This is a genomic window from Mesorhizobium norvegicum, assembly GCF_004919685.1.
GTDB lineage: Bacteria > Pseudomonadota > Alphaproteobacteria > Rhizobiales > Rhizobiaceae > Mesorhizobium > Mesorhizobium norvegicum.
In genome coordinates this window covers 1-19,244 of sequence record NZ_SMYZ01000094.1, presented here as the reverse complement: position 1 = coordinate 19,244, position 19,244 = coordinate 1, and the positions used below count along the sequence as shown (strand labels likewise).

Genomic DNA, 19,244 nt, shown 5'->3' with positions numbered 1-19,244 from the left:
GAACAGCGACGATCCTGTCCGTTTCGGTCATATTTCGTGCCGCCAAAGCAGGGCTGCCCGACAAAGAAATCGTCAGTGAAAGTGATCAAAGCGTCGCCAACTGCGAATTCGGTATTGTCTTCCCATAGGCTTGGCGCAGCTTCAGCTTCTCCTCCAGCGCAACGACGACACTTGTGGCAAAATCCGTCGTGTACATGGCGGCGAGCCGGGTCAGCCCGCCTGGCGTGAAGACGTTGATCTCCAGAAGTTTGTCGCCGACGATGTCGAGCCCAACCAGGAACATGCCGTCGCCGATCAATTTGGGGCGCACCATCTCGGCAATGCCCAACATCGTGTCCGTCACCTTGACCTTGCGGGCGGTTCCGGCGGCGTGGATGTTGGAGCGGACGTCGCCCTTGGCCGGGACGCGGCGGAAGGCGGCATAACTGCCGTCGCGCATCAGCGGCAGGCCGTTCATCAGGAAAAGACGCACGTCGCCGGCCTTGGCCTCCGGAATATAGGCCTGAGCGATAAGATAGCCGGCACCGCTGGCGGCCTCGAAAATCTGGTTGACGTTGGAATCGGCAGGCGTCGCAATATGGAAGACGTTCTTGCCACCCGACCCTTGCAGAGGTTTGACGATGCAGCCCTTCGGGTGTTTGTCTATGAATGCACGGATCTCGGTAATGCTGCGCGATATCAGGGTCGCCGGCCTGACCGCCTCGGGGAAAGACTGAAGGTAGAGCTTGCTCTGTGCCTGCCCCAGGCCGTCCGGATCGTTGACGACAATCACGCCGCGTTCTGCCGCCAGCCGCCCGAACATGATACCTGCATTGGCGGCCCATGGTCGATCGGTGATGTCCAGCGACGGGTCGTTGCGCAGAAACACAATGTCGACATCGCCGATCGCCAAGGTCTTTTTCTGCATCGCGGCGTCCCTCAGGGCAGCATGCAGCCTGTCCGATGTCTTGTAGGGAGCATCCGGCAGAACCGCGACGCTGACGGCCAGACTGTCATCGGCACGCAGTATGAAGTCGCCTGGCTCGACATAGACGACAGAATGGCCGCGCTGGACTGCAACCAGCGCCAACGCCGTCGTCGTGTAGCCGGGCGTCTCGCTCTCAATGGAATTGACAAAGAACGCAATGCGCATTCAGGAGCCCCCCGCTCAGGTTTCAACCATATCGATCGGATCAATTCCCGCCATTGCTTTCTTGAGGCGCGGACGGGCTGCGTCGGAAGAGAGAAACGCAGGTTCGAGGCGCGGCGCCCGCAGCAGGCCGCGCGCGTTGAGTTCCTGGATCGCGCCGAAATGCGCGGCGGAAATCTTGCCGATCCAGAACGGAGTGAGGCTGCCGCCATCCTTGAGATGATCGAGGATCTGCACCAGGCCGCGCAGATAGATGGCGTCTTTGGCAAGGCCACCGCCTCGATAGACGCGCAGGGCGACGTTGAAGGCGCCGTGATCATCGAGACCGAAATCGCTGTGGAGAAGGTGGAAGGCCTCCTCGAAGGTTGCGGCGTCGAGCATCGCCTGACACGCGATGACCCTGGCCGCGATCAGCCGCAAACGCGCCGCGGTCATGCCGCCGACCAGATATTCCGCCAGCACGGCCAGTCCCTCCTGCATACCCTCATAGCCGGCGAGCCCGTTGCGGAAGATGGCGAGCCCCTGCGCATCGCCGTTGAAATAGGTCAGCAGATGAACACCGATCTCGTGACTGAGCAGCGCGGTAAGACGCTCCGGCGGAAGGCTGGTATCGCGCGAAACCAACAATCGGTTTCGCGAGACCAGGAGGCCAGCCGGAAGGTCGCCGCGGATCTCCACGGAAGCATCGAAATCGGGGTAGGCGGCCCGGTATCCGGCGATCATGTCGCGCGCGGCGGCGGCAACGGCGTCGGCATCGAGGCCCTTCTGCCGGGCCACCGAGGCAGCCCGCGGCAGCCTTTCGAGAATGGTGCGCGCCCTTGCCGCCAGGCTCGGCTCGACGCTGCCATAGAGGGCTCGTCCGAGTTCGACGAAACGCGGCGTTTCGCGTGCCGCGAGCATCGACAGCTGGAGGTCGAGCTCCTGCTGCTTTTCGGAGAGCAGCCGGGTCAGGAGCGTATCTTCCAGATGATCGAGCGAGACCGCATAGAGCTTGCGCTTCTGGTCGGCAACCTCGAATTCGAGCGGCCGGTAGAGCAGGGCGGGCACACGCTCGAAAGCGCCTGCCTGGAATTCCCGCCAGGCTGGTTCGGCGTTGATCGGTGTGACGGCAAGTAGAAAATCGAACGTCGACGCGACATTGTCGAGCGCCCGGTCGGCGCGCACGACCGCGTCGATATAGGCGCGGCGCCCCAGGGCACGATGGGTCGCCGGCTGTTCCAGGCCTGATGCCTTCAGGAAGGCGCTGACAGCCTGCAGCGAGGAATCGACCATATTGGCGACGACGAGGTCTTGGAGTTCGGGGTAGACGCGCCTGGTGCCCGGCACCCTGTAGATCGGTGCGAAGCGCACCCTCAGGCACGCCACGTCACCGGGATCATGCCAGAGCCTTGCTTCGGCTGATGTCGTGGGGTTGAGCTCGTCCACACGCGGCGTGCGATATTTTGCTTCGCGTGCCGACGCAGCATTGGCGAAGCGCTTCAGTGCGGCCTTCTCCGCCGCCGTGTTGCCGCAAGCCAGCGCAATCTCGAAAGGCGGCAGGAACGGAACATCCTCCGTCAGGAAGCGGTCTTCTGCCAACTCGCCGATATCCAGCATGAGGAATGCGCCGCAGTGGTCGCGGATCCTTCGCGCCACCAGCCGTGCAACCTCGCCGGCAAGGTCGATGTCGGCCGCGATCAGATAGGACGCGTTGGCGGAGACGGCATGGAATGCCGCATCCTGATGCGACCCGACATGCACACACAGAAAGGGCAGCGGCCGATCCAGGTGCAGACGGTTGCCGTTGCCGAATTCGCGGCGGATCGGCTTGCCGTCCCGGAAAAGCGCGTCCAGATCCGCTTCGATCAGCGCCAAAGGAGACATCGGCTCGACGAGCTTCGGCTTCATCGCATGGCCCGCAGCGCCTCAACCAGGACGGGCACGGTCGATGCCAGTATGGCGCGCAGCCGCTCGATTGTGCCCCAGTCGGGTTCGCCGCTCCATTCGTCCATGAAGATCTTCTTGAACTCGACCGCGATGGCACACCCGGTTTGTGGAAAATTGGCATGGACGAAGCGGGTCTGTTCGCCCTTGCCCTGGAAGGACACGTTCTCGCGCACGTCGATCGGCTCGCCGTTGAGACGCTGGCCGCGAAGCGCCTCGATGAAAGCGTCGACGACTGGTGCCCAGCGCTCGCGGTCCATCGAGAATGTGCCGATATTGATATCGGGCGCGCCATCTTGAGACGCAGGCACGCCTTGCGGCCCTTCGCGCCGGTGGTTGTAGCTGTGGACGTCGATAAGGACGAACCTGCCGTAGCGTTTTTCGACATCGACGAGGACACGCTTGAGCTCGGCATAGAACGCGTCATGAAAGGCGAGGGACTCGGCTACGATTTCCTCGACGGGTGGCTCTCGCCAGACATTCAGGCCCCAGGACTGGTCCGGCGACAGATAGATCGCAGCCTCGCGCGCCCGGTTCAGATCGACTTGAAAGCGCGATCGATGAACGATGATTTGGGTCGGGAAGTCGGCGATAAACTGTTCGGTGAAGGGGTCCTCCTCCCGCAGCCGGTCGGCGTTGGAGATGGCCAGGAGCGATTGGCAGACGGACCCGACATCGCAGCCGCTGTGGATCGCCGTGCCAATGACGGGCGATTGACCGCGCTTGATTGTCCAGCCTGCCGCTGACCCGTTCGAAGTGGTGTTGAAAATGGGCTTGTTCACGATCCACTGAAATGCGCGGAGAGGGCGGACGGTTCCGGTTCGCCACGCAAGCCTAACGTTTTACACCCTTGAGGAAACCAGGAATTTGCTCCAAGCTGGGCTTTCTCAGCGATTTCCGGTTCGCACGGCGTACGCCAATTCAGGTTGGGCGCCTGGCTCAATGCCGCGATGCGGAACCGGATGGTCATTATGAGGAGACTGTTTATAACGGTCGCTGAAATCGCGATGATCAAGGGGAGACGATGCGCTACATACGTCCGCTTTCAATGGAAGATGCCGTTGGCCAGCTGGCCGGCTCGTCCGGTACATCAGCAATTCTCGCGGGAGGCAGCGACCTCCTGGTAAGGATGAAAGGCGGCTTCATCGAACCCGACCTGATCGTCGACATCAAGGCGATCGACGGCTTGAGCGAGATCAGGGAAACGGGAGACGGCTTCAGCATCGGCGCCGCTGTCCCCTGCGCCGTCCTGGGAGAGAGCGCTGCCCTGAAGAAGGCATGGCCTGGCGTCGTCGAGGCGGCCAAGCTGATCGGCTCGAAGCAGGTGCAGGGACGCTGTACCATAACAGGCAATCTCTGCAACGCCTCGCCGGCCGCCGACAGCGTGCCGGCGCTGGTTGCGGCCGGCGCCAGAGCAGTGGTCGTCGGGCCGGCGGGCAGGCGCACGATTCCTGTGCAAAGCGTGCCGACCGGGCCGGGCAAGACGTCGCTCGCCAAAGGCGAGATCATCGAGGCGATCCTGCTCGACAAGCGCGCGCCGCGGTCGGGTGATGCGTATCTGCGTTTCATTCCACGCACGGAGATGGATATCGCGGTGGTCAGCGCCGGCGTGAACCTGACGCTCGATGAGCACGGTGTCGTCAAATCGGCCCGCGTGGCGCTGGGCGCCGTGGCGGCGACGGTGCTTCTGGTCGAAGAGGCCGCGCAGGTGCTCATCGGCTCCAGGCTGGACGAGGCGACGCTGGAGCGGCTTGCCAAGGTCTGCGCGGGGGCCTGTCGTCCCATCGACGACAAGCGCGGCACTATTGAATTCCGGAGGAAAGTTGCGGGCGTGCTGGCCAAGCGGGCCGCGACGACCGCCTATGCACGTGCAGGAGGCAAATGATGGCTGGTGTAGCAGTTTCAACGACAATCAACGGCGACACCGTCGAGTTCCTGTGCCAGGCGGACGAGACGCTGCTCGATGTCCTGCGCGATCGCCTGGGACTGACGGGCGCCAAGGAAGGCTGCGGCACCGGCGACTGCGGCGCCTGCAGCGTCATCCTCGACGACCGGCTGGTGTGCTCGTGCCTGGTGCTCGGCGCGGAGACTGAAGGACGGCGCGTCGAGACCATCGAGGGCATGGCGCATGGCGACAGGCTGCATCCGCTGCAGCAGAAGTTCCTTGAGCATGCAGCGCTGCAATGCGGCATCTGCACGCCGGGCTTCCTGATCGCAGCCAAGGACCTTTTGGCCAAGAACCCCGACCCGACCGAGGAGGAAATCCGTTTCGGCCTCGCTGGGAACCTCTGCCGCTGCACCGGCTACGACAAGATCGTGCGCGCCGTCCAGGACGCGGCCATCGTGATGAAGGGAGCCTGAGATGAATTTCGATCCACGTTTTTCCGGGCGTAAATTCACCTCCGTCGGCACGCGTCCGATCCGTCCCGACGGCATCGACAAGGTGACGGGCCGCGCCCGCTACGGCGCCGACTTCAACATGGCCGGCCAGCTGGTCGGACGCATTTTGCGCAGCCCGCACGCTCACGCCAGGATCGTCAAGATCGACACGTCCAAGGCTGAAAAGCTCGCCGGCGTGAAGGCGGTGATCACCGCGGCCGACCTGCCGGACCTCACCGATGGCGATGCCGCCATGTACGACGTCCTCGACAATTGCATGGCGCGCACGAAGGCGCTCTATGACGGCCACGCGGTGGCGGCGGTCGCCGCTGTCGACGCCCGCACGGCCAGGCAGGCGCTGAAGCTCATCGAGGTCGAGTACGAGCTTTTGCCGCATGTCACCGATGTCGACGAGGCGGCGAAGCACACGGCGCCCTTGATCAATGATACCATCTTCACCGAGGGCCTCGAGGAAAAGCCGGTAAAACCCTCCAACGTCACCAAGCGCAGCCAGTTTGGCCATGGCGATGTCCATCAGGGTTTCGGGCACGCCGACTTCATCGTCGAGCGCTCCTTCAAGACCGAGCAGACGCACCAGGGCTATATCGAGCCGCATGCCTGCGTGGCGAATTTCAGCTCCGACGGCACCGCCGACCTCTGGGTCTGCACACAAGGGCATTTCGTCTACCGCCAGCATTGCGCCCAGCTGCTTGGCATGGAAGCCTCGAAACTGCGCGTCACCTCCTCGGAGATCGGCGGCGGTTTTGGCGGCAAGACCCATGTCTGGGCCGAGCCGGTGGCGCTGGCACTGTCGCGCAAAGCCGGACGGCCGGTGAAGCTGGTGATGACCCGTGACGAGGTGTTCCGCGCCTCGGGCCCGACCAGCGCCACCTCTATCGACGTCAAGATCGGCGCCCGCAAGGACGGTACGATCACCGCCGCCGAAGCGACGCTGCGCTACAGCTGCGGCCCGTATGCCGGCTCGTGGGCCGAGATCGGCGCGATGACGGCGTTCGCCTGCTACAAGCTCGATAACGTCAAGACGGTCGGCTACGAAGTGCTGGTCAACCGGCCGAAGACCGCGGCCTATCGCGCGCCCTCGGCGCCGATGGCGGCCTTCGCGGTGGAAAGCGCGGTCGACGAGCTGGCCAAGAAGATCGGCATGGATCCGGTCGACTTCCGCATCAGGAACGCCGCGCAGGAAGGCACACGGTCCTCCTACGGCCCGGTCTACGGCCCGATCGGCATCGGCCCGACGCTCGAGGCGGTGAAGAGCCATCCGCACATGAAGGCGCCACTGGGCAAGAACCAGGGCCGGGGCATGGCTTGCGGCTTCTGGTTCAATTTTGGCGGCCAGACCTGCACCGACCTCAACATCGGCATGGACGGCTCGGTCTCGCTTGCCGTCGGCACGGTCGATGTCGGTGGTTCGCGCGCCTCGCTGTCGCTGGTGGCGGCGGAGGAGCTCGGCATCGACTACGCCCAGGTCAAGGCGATCGTCGCCGATACGTCCAGCCTCGGCTATAACGACATGACGGACGGCAGCCGTGGCACCTTCTCCTCGTCAATGGCCACGATCTCGGCCGCCCGCAACGCGATCAAGATCCTGCGCGAGCGCGCCGCGCAGATGTGGGACATTGCCGTCGACGACGTGGTCTGGGAAAAGGGCCACGCGATTGCCAAGGGCGAGAAGCACGGCAATCTCGGCAAGCTGTCGCTGAAGGAGATCGCGGTCGAGTCGGGCAAGACCGGCGGACCGATCGCCGGCCACAGCGAGCTCGTCGCCGATGGCGCGGGCGTCTCCTTCGCCACCCATATCTGCGATATCGAGGTCGATCCCGAGACCGGCGCCACCAGGGTCCTGCGCTACACGGTCGTGCAGGATGCCGGCAAGGCGGTGCACCCGACCTATGTCGAGGGACAGTACCAGGGCGGTGCTGCGCAAGGCATCGGCTGGGCCCTCAACGAGGAGTATATCTACGGCAAGGACGGGCGGCTGCAGAACCCGGGCTTCCTCGACTACCGCATCCCGGTCTGCTCGGACCTGCCGATGATCGACACGCAGATCCTCGAGATCCCCAACCCCAACCATCCTTACGGGGTGCGCGGGGTCGGCGAGACGTCGATCGTGCCGCCGCTGGCGGCGATCGCCAATGCGGTGTCGAACGCCGCGGGCGTGCGGATGACGCATATCCCGATGTCGCCGCCGCGCATCCTGGCGGCGATCGAGGCGGTACGGGAATGGTCGAAGTAACGCTCTGGGGCTCGCTCGCCGCGACCGCCGGAGGCAACAGCAAGGTCGAGATCGAGGCCAAGGACATAAGGGAGCTGTTCAGGAAGCTGGCTGAACAGTATCCCGGCCTCGAACCCTGGATCGACCAAGGCATCGCCGTCGCCATCGACGGGACGATCTATCGGGATACGTGGTCGAAGAAGCTGCCGGAGGGGGCGGAGATCTTTCTGCTGCCGAGGCTGGCTGGGGGGTAAGCGGACAGCCCGCCCGACTCAGCGCCTAGCCTACCGCTCCTCCACAATCCGCAAACAAGCCGCCGTCACGAACAGCACGATCAGGCCGAACAATATCCGCTTTGCCCCCTCGGGCATTTGCAGGGTAGTCAGCACGGTCAGGATAAGCGCGCCGATGATGGGTGCCGGTGCAGCCGCGGAAGATGGAAGTGCCGCCGGCGCCAGCAACGACATCGACCGAGCCGCGACACCCGACCAGACCCCGTTCGATTCCGCGCGCGCAGAAATGGCATCCGCCCTGGAGGTCTGCTTTGCGCCCGATGTCGGCCATAGAGGCGAACTTTACCCCACCAGGAAGCAGACATTGCGGTTGACCACGCTGCAGGCCGCGGTCGCGCCATCTCCGGATCTACGGAATCGCTATCAGGACCGTCGCGTATCGAAAATAACGACAACATTCCTGAAGGGTCGCGCGCCAGACTCGTTTCGTCCGTGCGCGCTGCCAGGCCGGACCACTATTCGACCCGCGCTTCGTAAGTAGCGCTTTTTCACGAACCGATCTCTAGCTGATCGTTTGCTTCAGAATTTCGATTATCGAGGCACCGGCGTGCGCACGAACACCCCGTAACTAGGTGATTCTATTTCCGGCCCGATCCACGCGTTCGCGCCGCAGGGCCAGATTAACTGGCCCCAGTCGTACAGGGCGAGTGAGCCGACCGCCGCTGAACTTGGCCCTTGACAAGCATGGCCTACGCTGCGAGCATAACACTAGATGATACGCTGTATCGCTAGGAGAGACAAATGAAATTGGGATCGGTGAAGAAAAACGTCGCGCAGGTGCTAGTGGTCGCCAGTACGAGGGAGGGAATTTTTGTTGAGCTTGGGGTCGTCCTTCGGCAAATCGCGCAACGAGAAGTGGCGAACGCTGTAGACTCTTTCGGGCTCGCGGCATTCATCAAAGCCTGCGGCGAAGATGTGGCGCTGCTTGCGGCAACGGCAGCAGCGGTCGATGCACAAAAGGAACTTGCTACGATCGACCTCAACGACGTCCAGTGGATGCCGCCTCTAGCCAATCCAAAAATCGTTTGCGTCGCAAACAACAATACAGCTTTCGCCAAGGACATCGTCAAAGGTCCAAAAAATCCCGCTCTCTTCAACAAGCCGTCGTCTGCCCTGATCGGATTAGGTCAGGCGATCGAACTGCGCCCGGATCACGGGATCACCTATCCAGAGCCGGAGCTCGCCGTTGTTGTCTCACGCAAGCTGAAGAACGCGAGCGTCGAAGAAGCGAGTGCCGCCATCTTCGGATACACGATCCACAACGATGTCACGTCGGCGACTATGCGTGAGGAAGACACGTTTCACTACCGCGAAGCGACAATTGCGGAAAACGGCTCTTTCAAGATCGTCGAAAGCTATGCCTCCTATCCCGGCAGGTACAAGGGTGCAGATACTTTTGCGCCGATGGGGCCGTGGATCGTGACGGCCGACGAGATCCCCGACCCTCATTCCCTGGCCGTTGAATGCTGGATGGGATCAGAACTCGCCTATGCCGACAATACTCGTAACCTTACCCATTCTTCCAAGGAGGTCCTCTCTTTCGCCTCTCACTATCAGACGATCAATCCAGGCGATGTGATCTCCATGGGGACGGCTTCCGACCCGGCCGGGGAGACCGGTGACAAACCTCAGGTAGCCACGGACATGAATAGAGGATGCACGTCCGTCACGGTGAAAATCGAAAAGATAGGTGCACTGACAAACGGCGTCGTAAGACTTTAATCATTCAAAAATCATTCAAAAAAGGGAACACTCGCATGCTGAAAAAGATGATGTTTGTGGCGGCCCTTTCGCCGCTGGCTATGACAGCAGTCGCTCACGCCGATTCCATTACGGTCGCGGCATGGGGCGGCAGCTACCAAGATGCGTTACGCGCTTCCTTTTTCGAGCCCACGGCAAAGGAGCTTGGCATCACAATCGCCGAAGACAACCTCTCGACCGGGCTTGCCGACATAAGGCTGCAGGTGCAGGGTAAGTCGGTCCGTTGGGATCTCGTGGATATATCGGCCGAGGAATGCGTCGCGGGCGAAAAGGAAGGGCTTTTCGAACCTCTTGACTACAATATCGTTAAGTCGGACGGCATCGACAAGCGCCTCGTCGGAAAGAGCTGGATAGGCTTCGTCTACTATTCCGTGGTACTCGCGCATAATACGAATTCCAAGGAAGCAACGCCCAAGAACTGGAAGGACTTCTTCGATACGAAGGGCTTTCCCGGCCGCCGCTCACTCGGAAATTTCCCATCCGAAACACTAACGATCGCAGCCATGGCAGACGGTACGCACGTAGACAAGGTCTATCCGATCGACCTGGACAAGGCCTTCGCCAAGCTTGAGGAACTAAAGCCGAATATTACGGCTTGGTGGTCCTCGGGCACGCAGGCCACCAATCTTATCATGGACAACGAGGTCGACTATGGCAGTTCGTGGAACGGCCGGATCGCAACCCTTAAGGCATCCGGCGCACCGGTCGATTGGGTCGTAGAAGGCGGCGTACTGAATGCGGACTGCCTGGTCATTCCGAAGGGGGCGAAAAACAAGGATCTCGCCATGAAAGCACTTGCACGCTTCGTTTCCCCGGACCTCCAGGCGAATCTGCCGAAGCATGCGGCCAACGGACCCGTCAACGTCAAGGCCTTCGAGACCGGAAAGCTGACCCGGGAAGAGGCAGCCAAGGTAATATCGTCGCCGGAAAATCTAAAGAAGCAGGTCCTTCTCGATCCGCAGTTCTGGGGCGACAACATCGTCGGCATCCAGGCGCGCTGGCAGAACCTCGTACAGTAAAGCCACCGCGCCACTGGCTGGAGCGATATAATGAAGCAGAAGCACGATCCGAGCGTGCTCGACATCGATAGAATAAGCGTGACTTACGGAAGTCTCGACGTTCTAAAAGACGTCTCGCTCGCAGCAAAGCCCGGAGAATTCATATCCTTGCTGGGACCTTCGGGTTCCGGCAAGACAACCGTTCTGATGTCGATCGCCGGGTTCACCAAGCCCAGTACTGGTACGATCGCAGTCGACGGTGTGGCGGTCAATGGTATGCCGCCCCATCGTCGCCGGATGGGCATGGTCTTCCAGAGCTATGCGCTTTTTCCGCATATGAGCGTGGCCCGGAATATCGGTTATCCGATGCGCATTCGCAGAGAGGCCGCGCAGACGATCGACCGAAAAGTGGCGGAACTCCTAAAGCTTGTTCATCTTGACAAGTATGGAGACAGGATGCCGGCGCAACTTTCGGGCGGGCAACAGCAGCGCGTGGCCATTGCGAGAGCGCTAGCGAGCGATCCCACGATTCTGCTGATGGACGAGCCATTGTCGGCACTCGACAAGAAGTTGCGCGAGGAAATGCTGATTGAGATTCGCCGTATTCACGACGAGTTCGGTGTCACCACCATCTACGTCACGCACGATCAACGCGAGGCGCTGACGATTTCCGATCGCGTTGCAGTCATGAGCGGCGGCCGCATCGTCCAGATTGGCTCACCGCAGGAAATCTACGATCGTCCAAATGGCCGATTCGTTGCAGATTTTATTGGCGAAGCCGCCTTCCTGCCGGCCCAGGTACGCAACTCGGCCGCCTTCATGGAAAATGGCACGTCGCTCGACGTGCGCGGTGGTCTTCAAGACGGGCAATATCTGATGGTTGTTCGCCCTGAAAGGCTTAGCGTAGTTGCGGACAGGACGGATCTATCGCCAGGGGCGGTGCTTTTGGCGGGGCGCCTGCAGAGAGTGTTCTTCCAAGGGGAGACCGTCTTCGGCACGGTTTTGTTCGAGGGCCAGGAGGTTTTGTTCCGCTGCCTTAACCAGAGCAAAGTTGTTGCGGCCTTGCCGCCTGTCGACGGCGAGATCCTTCTGGCGCTTCAGGCAGCCGATATCACCCTCGTGCCAAAAGGCTGACAAACGGGATGGGCAATTTTACCTTAGCGAAGCAGGACTTTCTGCTCTTCGGTCCGGCGATCCTCCTGCTAGCCGTGCTCTGCTATTGGCCGCTCGCCTGGGTAGCCCTTCAGGCCCTAACTGTGAAGGGCGAACTCAGCTTCACTACAATTGCCACCGTCGCCACCGGGCAGATTTTCTGGGTCTCAACGCTGAACACGATTTACCTAACGACAAGCGTGGTGTTGATCACTGCCCTGGTTGGTTATCCCCTCGCGTATCTAGTGAGTCAGGCCTCACCGCTCTGGAGCTATACCCTCAAGTTCCTCATTCTTTTCCCTTTCTGGACGTCCACGCTGGTGCGTACGTATGCTTGGGTGGTGATCCTGCAACGAGACGGACTTCTCGTGAACGCCATGCGGATGGTGGTCCCGGATATGACCCCCGTGTCGTTCCTGAATACGAGGGCAGCGTCCACCATTGGCATGGTTCACATCATGCTGCCCTTCTTCGTCTTTCCTCTCCTCGCTTCGATGGAAAGCATCAAGCGAGATTATCTCCGCGCCGCGGAATCGCTCGGTGCCAAACCCATTATTGCATTTTGGACAGTATTTTTCCCGCTGTCTCTGCCTGGGCTTTTGTCTTCAGTCATCATGGTTCTGATGCTGTCGATCGGCTTTTACATCATTCCGATCGTCCTTGGCGGCGGCAAGGGCGCCGTCATCTCGATGGTCATCGAGAAGAGCCTTAGCCTTTATCCGGATTGGGCAGTCGCAAGTAGCATGGGGCTTTTGCTGCTTCTCATGAGCGCGGTCGCGCTGACCATTCTCAATGCGCTGGCTAACAAGGCGCAGTCGATATGGCGATAGAAACCATGCATGGCCGCAGCCTCCCCTTGAGAATTTTCGGCGGTGTAGCGATCGCCTTCCTCATTTTTCCATCGTTCATCGTGGCGATGATGTCCGTGTCAGACAGCGCTTACCTCCGGTTTCCGCCAACCGGGTTTTCCCTTCGATGGTACGAGGCAGTATGGAACTCCCCGATCTGGATTTCCTCTTCGCTGAATTCGCTCAAGATTGGCCTCGCCTCGGCCGCGCTTTCGACAGCGATCGGCGTCGCGGTTGCCTTGGGATTTAAGCTCAAGGGCCGTGTCATGACGGGAGCTCAGATGGCATTCTTATCGATGCCGCTGATGGTCCCGGGGATCGTGCTCGGCATCGCCATCTACGTGGTCTATGCGCCGTTCGGCCTCAACGGGTCGTTCAGCGGCCTCGTTTTGGCGCATACAATGCTGGCGATGCCTTTCGTTATCCTGACGATGGCGGCGGCTCTGCGGCATTTCGACGTCAACCAATTCAACGCAGCCATGAGTCTCGGGGCGGGTCCGTTTCGTGCTTTCACGACGGTCGTTGTGCCGCAGATCGCCGGCGCGGTGGTGGCAAGTCTACTATTCGCCTTCCTCACCTCTTTTGATGAAATCGTCGTCACCAATTTCATTGGAGGCGGCGAATACACCACGTTGCCGCAGCGGATGTTCAATTCTTTGCGTCAGGATCTTGACCCGAAAATCGCGGCGATCGGCACGACGCTGACGCTGCTTACGATCCTGGTTCTTGTCTGCGTCGTCCTATTGCAGGGCAAGAAGGGTATCGTCGAAATGCTATCGAACGGAAAAGATGATGAACACTGAAAACACTGCGCGCATAGAAAAGCTTTTGAAAGGTGCGGTCGATCTGCATTGCCATAGCGGCCCATCTATTATGAATCGACGCCTCGACCACATTGAGGCGATTAGGGAGGCGGACGACGCCGGCATGGATGCCGTGCTCGTAAAGGATCATTTCTATTGTGCAGCCCCGATCGCGAAACTGGTCAACAAGCACATCAAAACGAACGGCGTGACGCTTCTTTCGGGGGTGCCGCTCAACAACCCGACCGGTGGTCTCAATCCGCACGCCGTCGATCACGGTTTGCGGCTCGGCGCCCGCATCGTGTGGCTGCCAACTTTTCACTCACAAAACAACATCCGTCATAATCACGAGGCAGCGCCTGGCAAGGAGTTTCCGCCGCCCGGCCTCTTGTCGTTGCCTGCTGAGCCCGTCTTGCTGTTCAAGGAAAATGGCGACCTTCGCGACGAGCTCAAGCAAATACTCGATCTGATTGCAGCGCATGACGCGGTGCTCTCAGGCGGTCACATCCACATCTCGGAAATCTGGCTGATCTTTGAAGAGGCAAAGAAGAGGGGTGTAAAGCGGCTTCTGGTTAATCACCCGACATACATCATCGAAGCCTCCCTGGAGGACTTGCGTTCCCTGGCGAAGCTCGGCGCCTATCTCGAGCACTCCATGTGCATGTGGTTCGGCGAAGAGGTGGACAAGATATACGAGCCAGAAAACCTTCGCGCTATGATCGAGTATGGAACGGTTGATCGCACGATCATTGGCTCCGACCTCGGTCAGGCGCACAATTGCACTCCGGTAGAGGGAATTCGGCTGGCAATTGGCACATTAATAGACCTTGGCTACTCTGACGATGACATCACCAAGATGGTATCAACCAATGGCAAGACGTTGCTCGGACTGGACGGATTGAAGTGATAGATGCTGTCTCATCCGCCTTTCACATTCTCGAAGAATTGGTTGGCTCAAACGGGCCGCGCGGCGTGACTGATATCGCCATTGCGACAGGTATACCTAAGGCGAGGGTTCATCGCCATCTGGTCGCGCTCACCGGCCTGAACTATGTCGAGCAGGTACGCGATACGGCAAAATACCAAGCGACTTCGCGCTTGTTTCTCTTAGGCCAGATGACCGCCGACCGCCTGCCTTGGCTCATCGCGATGCGAACACTTCTAGGCCTTCTTCGAGACAAGATCGGCCATTCGCTTGTCTTATCCGTGATCGAGGAAGACCATGTCAGGGTTATCGAAAACTTCCGTGGCGACGCGGTCGTAGATATTTCCTCGCAGGCAGGTGCGATATTGCCGCTGCATGCATCCGCGCAAGGCAAGATACTATTGGCATTTGGCAAAACCGATATTTTGGACAATTGCCTGTCGAAACCCCTCAAGCGTTTCACCCCCCGGACGATTGTTGGCGCTGACAATCTGAGAGATGAGATCGAGAAGGTACGCAATCGCGGTTGGGCTACATCCGACGAAGAGATAGAGGTCGGCTTCAGGATCATCGCCGCCCCGATCTTCGGAGCCGATGGCGACCTTGCCTTTACCTTGGGCGTTATCGCTCGAAAGGAGACGCTTTCCATGGAAGCCGACTCCCCCGAGATTCTCACTGCGCTTGCCGCTTCTGCCGACTTGTCGAAGTTGCTTGGCAAGCGGTCCGGTAGTTCCGGATAAGCTGCGGATTGCAGGCCAGCGTTCTGCTAGGTTGTCCGCGATGTCTCACATAGCCCATGAACCGATTTTGCGACGTCTATGATTCGTGCGCATCTACGGAATGACCGCCTTAGGTCAGTTCGAGACTTCGTACCGACCGGATTGAAGTCTGCATTCTCGATGTTCTTACCATAACCGGCCGATCCGCTTCCGGCCCAAAGCAGCCATCCACCTCAACCCACCCCTACCTTTCCTCCACAATCCGCAAATAAGCCGCCGTCACGAACAGCACGATCAGCCCGAGCAAGATCCGCCTTGCCCCCTCGGGCACTTGCAGGGTCGTCAGCGCCGGGAGATTTCACGCCGAGGTGACGGGCGCCGCGAGGGGACTCAGCCCGTGAACGCTTCGAATGTATCCTTGGAGGTCAGCATCGCCTGGCCCTTGAACGAGATCGAGAAATCACCAAGCTGGTACTGGCCTTGGTCATTCTTGACCAGAAGGTCGCCATCAACCTTGTTGAAGCCACTCTCGATGCCTTTGACGATCCTGTCGACGTAGCGCAGGTTGCTCTTGACGGAGAGAATATCGTTCTTGGCCAGCTGCTGCGCGAGACGTTGGAGCTTCGGGTCGTCGCCGATACTTTGCAGCCGCGCTTCAACGGCCTCGGGGCTGGTTCGCGCCAACGCCGCATTCAGAACCGGCAATGCCTTCTGCAGGCTGAACAATGCATCGGAAGTCATCTTGCTTGCGTCGGCGTAGCTCAGGCTTTGGTTGCTGATCGCCTTGTTGGTCTGCGCCTGCGGGATGCGGTCGGCGGCAGCCTCCATTTCGTCCTGGACGGCCCACATATAGTCATGCTCTTCCATTGCCATCACCGTTTCCCGCGTCTCGCCGGCAGGGATGAAATAGCGCGCAACGGTGGAGTCCTTGTGCTGGCGATCCGCCTCGACCATCGAGCTGATGAAGCGCGTATACTCAGCATAGAGTTCGCCATAATTGGCTTTGCCGGCACGCATATAGGGGGCGTCCACCGTCGTCGTGGAGGCCGCGCCGGTGGACGAAGTCGCCGGCACATCGGTCTTGGAGATCTGGCCGAAGCCGCTGAACGGATCGTATTCGATACCGTCCTCGTTGCCGGTCGCGCCCGGACGAATGACCGGGGCCTCGGTCCGCAGCGCTGTGCCCGCTTTGACGAACGTCGGCTGGCTGGCGCCGGCAAAACCGCTCCTGGCCGACATCAGCTTCTGTATCGTAACGGTGAGGTCCGAGGTGATCTGCATCGAGCGATCCTTGAATTTCACATGCCTTGCGTGCGATTCACAGAATGAAGCACGGCAGTTAAGCAATGGTTGAAGGTGAGTGCCGGGCAAAATAGTTATCCTGGCACCAAAAGCGCTTGTCCAATATAATTCAACAACAACTAATATAGTTGGTGAAGTCACGAAGGCGACTAACCTTTGAGATCCAATTCCTTGGCCACTCCATGTTCAGTCATTGGACTGTCGCTAATCCAAGTGATCTGAACATAGAGCGAAGCCTCAGGCCCGCGACCGCGCTTCGTCAGTCGCTGTGGAGCGCATTCCTACAAGAAGAAGTCGAACTGCGCCGCAGTCAGGTCGGTCGCTGTGATTCCGGCCAGCGTAAGTGTGTCGCCGCCGCCGAAATCGATGACCGTATCGGCACCGACTTGCGACATCAGGCCGGCGAGATCGGAGAAATCGTCGACGCCCGCGAAAGCGCCGATGCTGACATGCTCGCCCGCGGTGGCCAGCGACAGATCGGTGATCGTGTCGGCGCCATCGCCAAAATGGAAGATAAACGTATCGACGCCGGCGCCGCCGGTAATCTGATCGCCATCTCCCGCACCGCCGGCAAGCGTATCGTCGCCGTTTTCACCGTTGAGCGTGTCGTTGAGAAAGCCGCCATAGACAATGTCGTCGCCGTCTCCGGCATTGACGAGATCGGCACGGCCAAGGCCGCTTGCGTCACTCGTGTTCTTGCCGGCAAGGTAGATGACGTTGTTGTCGGTGCTGTAGCCTCGGATTTCGGCGATGCCGTCCAGGGCGATCTGCGTAAAATCGAGAGGCGCCGATCCCGCATAGGCGGAAATCTTCACGCCGGTGAAGGTGCCGAACTCCAGGCTGGTGTTGGTGATCTGCTCGATACCGGTAATGGATTTGATGCCGATCAGGATATTGCTCTGGGTAGCGACGATCCTGTCCGTTTCGGTTCCGCCATCATATTTCGTGCCGCCGAAGCAAGGCTGCCCGACAAAGAAGTCGTCATTGCCCTGTCCGCCATTGGCGGTCAGATTGCCGCTGTAGCTGAGATACATATCGTCGTCGTCATAGCCGCCATCGATGATCGACGCGGCAGTCGAGCTTCCAATGCCCATCTTGATGACGTCATTTCCCGTGCCACCGTAGAGGCTGTCAGCGCCACCACCGCCGTCGATGATGTCGTTATCGCTTCCACCGTCGATGACGTCGTTGGCGCCGAGGCCCGTGATTTGATCGCTACCTTGCTCGCCATAGGCATAGTTGGTGATGTTCGAGTTCTGCAGATAGATCTTGTCGTCGCCACCGCCGCCCCAGATGCGGGCGTTGCCGAGATAAAACGATGTGTAGCCGACGCTGTAGGCGTAGATGACGTCATTGCCTCCATTGCCGTAGATGATGTCGTTTCCGCCCTTGCCGGAAATGACGTCGGCTGCCGACGTGCCGTTCAGCGTTTCACCAGCGGTCGTGCCATTGATTACCATGTTCATTCTCCTCCACAATTCGACGACGGCGCCATGACAAGGGTGTTTTCGAGGCGTCAGAGCCCTGCCGCTGCCGGCAATAGGAGAAGTCTAGCAGTGTTTTATTTGGCCGCCAGTAGTAATGGGGAAGATTCCATGACAAAGGATAGAAAAAATCTCTCGTGGCAGATATTAAGCAACTTCTATATTTAGAGAATGCTTATTTACTGACGCCTTCTGGAAGCAAGCTCGCAGGCTAGGCCCGCCGTGGACGATTTTGTCGCGAGCCCGCCGGCCGGCCATCAAGGCCCCTACCGCTCCTCGACAATCCTCAGATAAGCCGCCGTCACGAACAGCACGATCAGCCCGAACAAGATCCGCCGCGCGCCTTCGGGCATCTGAAGGATGGTCAAGAGCGTCGTCAGCACGGTCAGGATCAGCGCGCCGATGATGGTGCCGGTGTAGCCGCCGCGGCCGCCGAAGATGGAGGTGCCGCCGATCACGGCGGCGGCCACCGAGGGCAGCACCAGCGGTTCGGCGAGCGACAGCGATGGCGCCTTGATCAGGCCGATGTAGAGGAGGCCGGTGATGCCGGCGAGCACGCTGGAGATGACATAGAGCGCGGTGATAACCTGCCAGTATTGCACGCCGGACAGGCGCGTTGCGCGCTCATTGTCGCCGACGGCGTAGAGCAGGCGGCCGAAGCCGGTGCGGGCGAGGGTGAAGACGATGAGGGCGGCCAGCGGTATGAACAGCAGCAGCGCGTTGGGGAAGCCGTAGGTGACGCCGGTGCCGAGCCAGGCGAGGAAGTCGGGGATTTTCGCGCCGGACGCAATCACCGTGCGCTGGTAGACCTGCAGGCAGCCGGTGCCGATCAGGCTGGTGCCCAGCGTCATGATCAGCGGGTGGACGCGGAAGACGCCGACGCCGATGCCGTTGACGAGGCCGATCAGCACCGCCGGCATCATCGCCAGCAGGAAGGCCACCGCCGGGTCCTGGTTGACGACTTGCGTCGCCATGATGAAGGCGCTCATCGTCGCCACCGTGCCGACCGAGAGATCGATGCCGCCGGTCAGCATGGTCATGGTCTGGCAGCCGGCCAGGATCGCCAGGGGAATGGCGAATTTGATGGTGTTGGCGATCCAGCGCTCGTTGACGATGCCGGGGCGCAGGATCTGCAGGATCACCACCAGGATGACGAGCAGGATGATCAGCGGGATGAGCGGCCGGTCGGCCATGAAGCGCTTGACGCGGCGGCCGAGGGGGACGGATTGGATCGCGGTGGTGCTCATGGGGTTTGCCCGATGTTCTGGGAGGATTGTGCTCTACGGCGCCCCCCT

The 19,244-nt window shown here is 60.3% G+C and carries 18 protein-coding genes and 1 pseudogene; 11 read left to right on the top strand and 8 right to left on the bottom strand.

What is annotated here, in order from left to right:
* Window positions 1-85 precede the first annotated feature (85 nt).
* The 3 genes from FCU66_RS34580 to FCU66_RS34570 are packed head-to-tail and all read right to left on the bottom strand — an operon-like array spanning window position 86 to window position 3,837.
* On the bottom strand, window positions 86-1,132 hold the full coding sequence (locus FCU66_RS34580) for a glutathione synthetase (RefSeq protein ID WP_136621739.1): 1,047 nt from the start codon (window positions 1,130-1,132) through the stop codon (window positions 86-88).
* A gap of 15 nt (window positions 1,133-1,147) precedes the next feature.
* Window positions 1,148-3,016 carry a flavohemoglobin expression-modulating QEGLA motif protein gene (locus tag FCU66_RS34575; protein ID WP_136621740.1) on the bottom strand — a complete coding sequence of 623 codons (1,869 nt, stop codon included), beginning with the start codon at window positions 3,014-3,016 and terminating at the stop codon, window positions 1,148-1,150.
* Complete coding sequence (locus tag FCU66_RS34570) at window positions 3,013-3,837, bottom strand: N-formylglutamate amidohydrolase (protein WP_136621741.1); 825 nt, start codon at window positions 3,835-3,837, stop codon at window positions 3,013-3,015. Before FCU66_RS34570 ends, FCU66_RS34575 begins: the two co-directional genes overlap by 4 nt.
* A 239-nt stretch (window positions 3,838-4,076) precedes the next feature.
* On the opposite strand from FCU66_RS34570, the gene FCU66_RS34565 reads away from it, so the two are divergent.
* From FCU66_RS34565 to FCU66_RS34550, 4 genes are read left to right on the top strand one after another with little or no spacing between them, the layout of a single operon-like run.
* Window positions 4,077-4,937 (top strand): FAD binding domain-containing protein, encoded by an 861-nt coding sequence (locus FCU66_RS34565; protein ID WP_136621742.1) that lies wholly within the window; start codon window positions 4,077-4,079, stop codon window positions 4,935-4,937.
* Window positions 4,937-5,413 (top strand): (2Fe-2S)-binding protein, encoded by a 477-nt coding sequence (locus tag FCU66_RS34560; RefSeq protein ID WP_136621743.1) that lies wholly within the window; start codon window positions 4,937-4,939, stop codon window positions 5,411-5,413. The genes FCU66_RS34565 and FCU66_RS34560 overlap by 1 nt, the downstream gene beginning before the upstream one ends.
* Window position 5,414: 1 nt before the next feature.
* Window positions 5,415-7,685: a xanthine dehydrogenase family protein molybdopterin-binding subunit gene (locus FCU66_RS34555; RefSeq protein ID WP_136621744.1), complete on the top strand. Its 2,271-nt coding sequence runs from the start codon at window positions 5,415-5,417 to the stop codon at window positions 7,683-7,685.
* Window positions 7,673-7,918 (top strand): MoaD/ThiS family protein, encoded by a 246-nt coding sequence (locus FCU66_RS34550; protein ID WP_136621745.1) that lies wholly within the window; start codon window positions 7,673-7,675, stop codon window positions 7,916-7,918. Before FCU66_RS34555 ends, FCU66_RS34550 begins: the two co-directional genes overlap by 13 nt.
* A 30-nt stretch (window positions 7,919-7,948) precedes the next feature.
* Here the strand turns inward: FCU66_RS34550 and FCU66_RS34545 are convergent, their stop codons facing one another.
* Entirely contained in the window at window positions 7,949-8,131 is a 183-nt protein-coding gene (locus FCU66_RS34545) for a hypothetical protein (protein ID WP_342778240.1), read from the bottom strand.
* Between the two features lie 567 nt (window positions 8,132-8,698).
* Between FCU66_RS34545 and FCU66_RS34540 the strand changes: the two genes are divergently transcribed.
* From FCU66_RS34540 to FCU66_RS34510, 7 genes are read left to right on the top strand one after another with little or no spacing between them, the layout of a single operon-like run.
* Window positions 8,699-9,679, top strand: coding sequence for a fumarylacetoacetate hydrolase family protein (locus tag FCU66_RS34540; RefSeq protein ID WP_136621746.1), 981 nt, complete (start codon window positions 8,699-8,701; stop codon window positions 9,677-9,679).
* A gap of 35 nt (window positions 9,680-9,714) precedes the next feature.
* Window positions 9,715-10,737, top strand: coding sequence for an ABC transporter substrate-binding protein (locus tag FCU66_RS34535; RefSeq protein WP_136621747.1), 1,023 nt, complete (start codon window positions 9,715-9,717; stop codon window positions 10,735-10,737).
* A gap of 30 nt (window positions 10,738-10,767) precedes the next feature.
* Window positions 10,768-11,850 (top strand): ABC transporter ATP-binding protein, encoded by a 1,083-nt coding sequence (locus FCU66_RS34530; protein WP_136621748.1) that lies wholly within the window; start codon window positions 10,768-10,770, stop codon window positions 11,848-11,850.
* Window positions 11,851-11,858: 8 nt separating this feature from the next.
* Window positions 11,859-12,698 (top strand): ABC transporter permease, encoded by an 840-nt coding sequence (locus tag FCU66_RS34525; protein ID WP_136621749.1) that lies wholly within the window; start codon window positions 11,859-11,861, stop codon window positions 12,696-12,698.
* A complete protein-coding gene (locus FCU66_RS34520) occupies window positions 12,689-13,519 on the top strand; it encodes an ABC transporter permease (protein WP_136621750.1) in 831 nt (276 codons plus the stop codon). Before FCU66_RS34525 ends, FCU66_RS34520 begins: the two co-directional genes overlap by 10 nt.
* Entirely contained in the window at window positions 13,509-14,426 is a 918-nt protein-coding gene (locus FCU66_RS34515) for a DUF6282 family protein (protein WP_246094160.1), read from the top strand. Before FCU66_RS34520 ends, FCU66_RS34515 begins: the two co-directional genes overlap by 11 nt.
* A complete protein-coding gene (locus tag FCU66_RS34510) occupies window positions 14,423-15,184 on the top strand; it encodes an IclR family transcriptional regulator (RefSeq protein WP_136621752.1) in 762 nt (253 codons plus the stop codon). The genes FCU66_RS34515 and FCU66_RS34510 overlap by 4 nt, the downstream gene beginning before the upstream one ends.
* A 223-nt stretch (window positions 15,185-15,407) precedes the next feature.
* Here the strand turns inward: FCU66_RS34510 and FCU66_RS42955 are convergent.
* From FCU66_RS42955 to FCU66_RS34490, 4 genes and pseudogenes are all read right to left on the bottom strand, one after another.
* Window positions 15,408-15,509, bottom strand: a pseudogene (locus FCU66_RS42955) (ABC transporter permease); the annotation flags it as partial.
* Between the two features lie 44 nt (window positions 15,510-15,553).
* On the bottom strand, window positions 15,554-16,606 hold the full coding sequence (locus tag FCU66_RS34500; protein WP_136621753.1) for a hypothetical protein: 1,053 nt from the start codon (window positions 16,604-16,606) through the stop codon (window positions 15,554-15,556).
* 140 nt (window positions 16,607-16,746) lie between these two features.
* Complete coding sequence (locus FCU66_RS34495) at window positions 16,747-17,925, bottom strand: calcium-binding protein (RefSeq protein WP_168992151.1); 1,179 nt, start codon at window positions 17,923-17,925, stop codon at window positions 16,747-16,749.
* A gap of 290 nt (window positions 17,926-18,215) precedes the next feature.
* Entirely contained in the window at window positions 18,216-19,196 is a 981-nt protein-coding gene (locus tag FCU66_RS34490) for an ABC transporter permease (RefSeq protein WP_136621755.1), read from the bottom strand.
* Window positions 19,197-19,244: the final 48 nt, after the last annotated feature.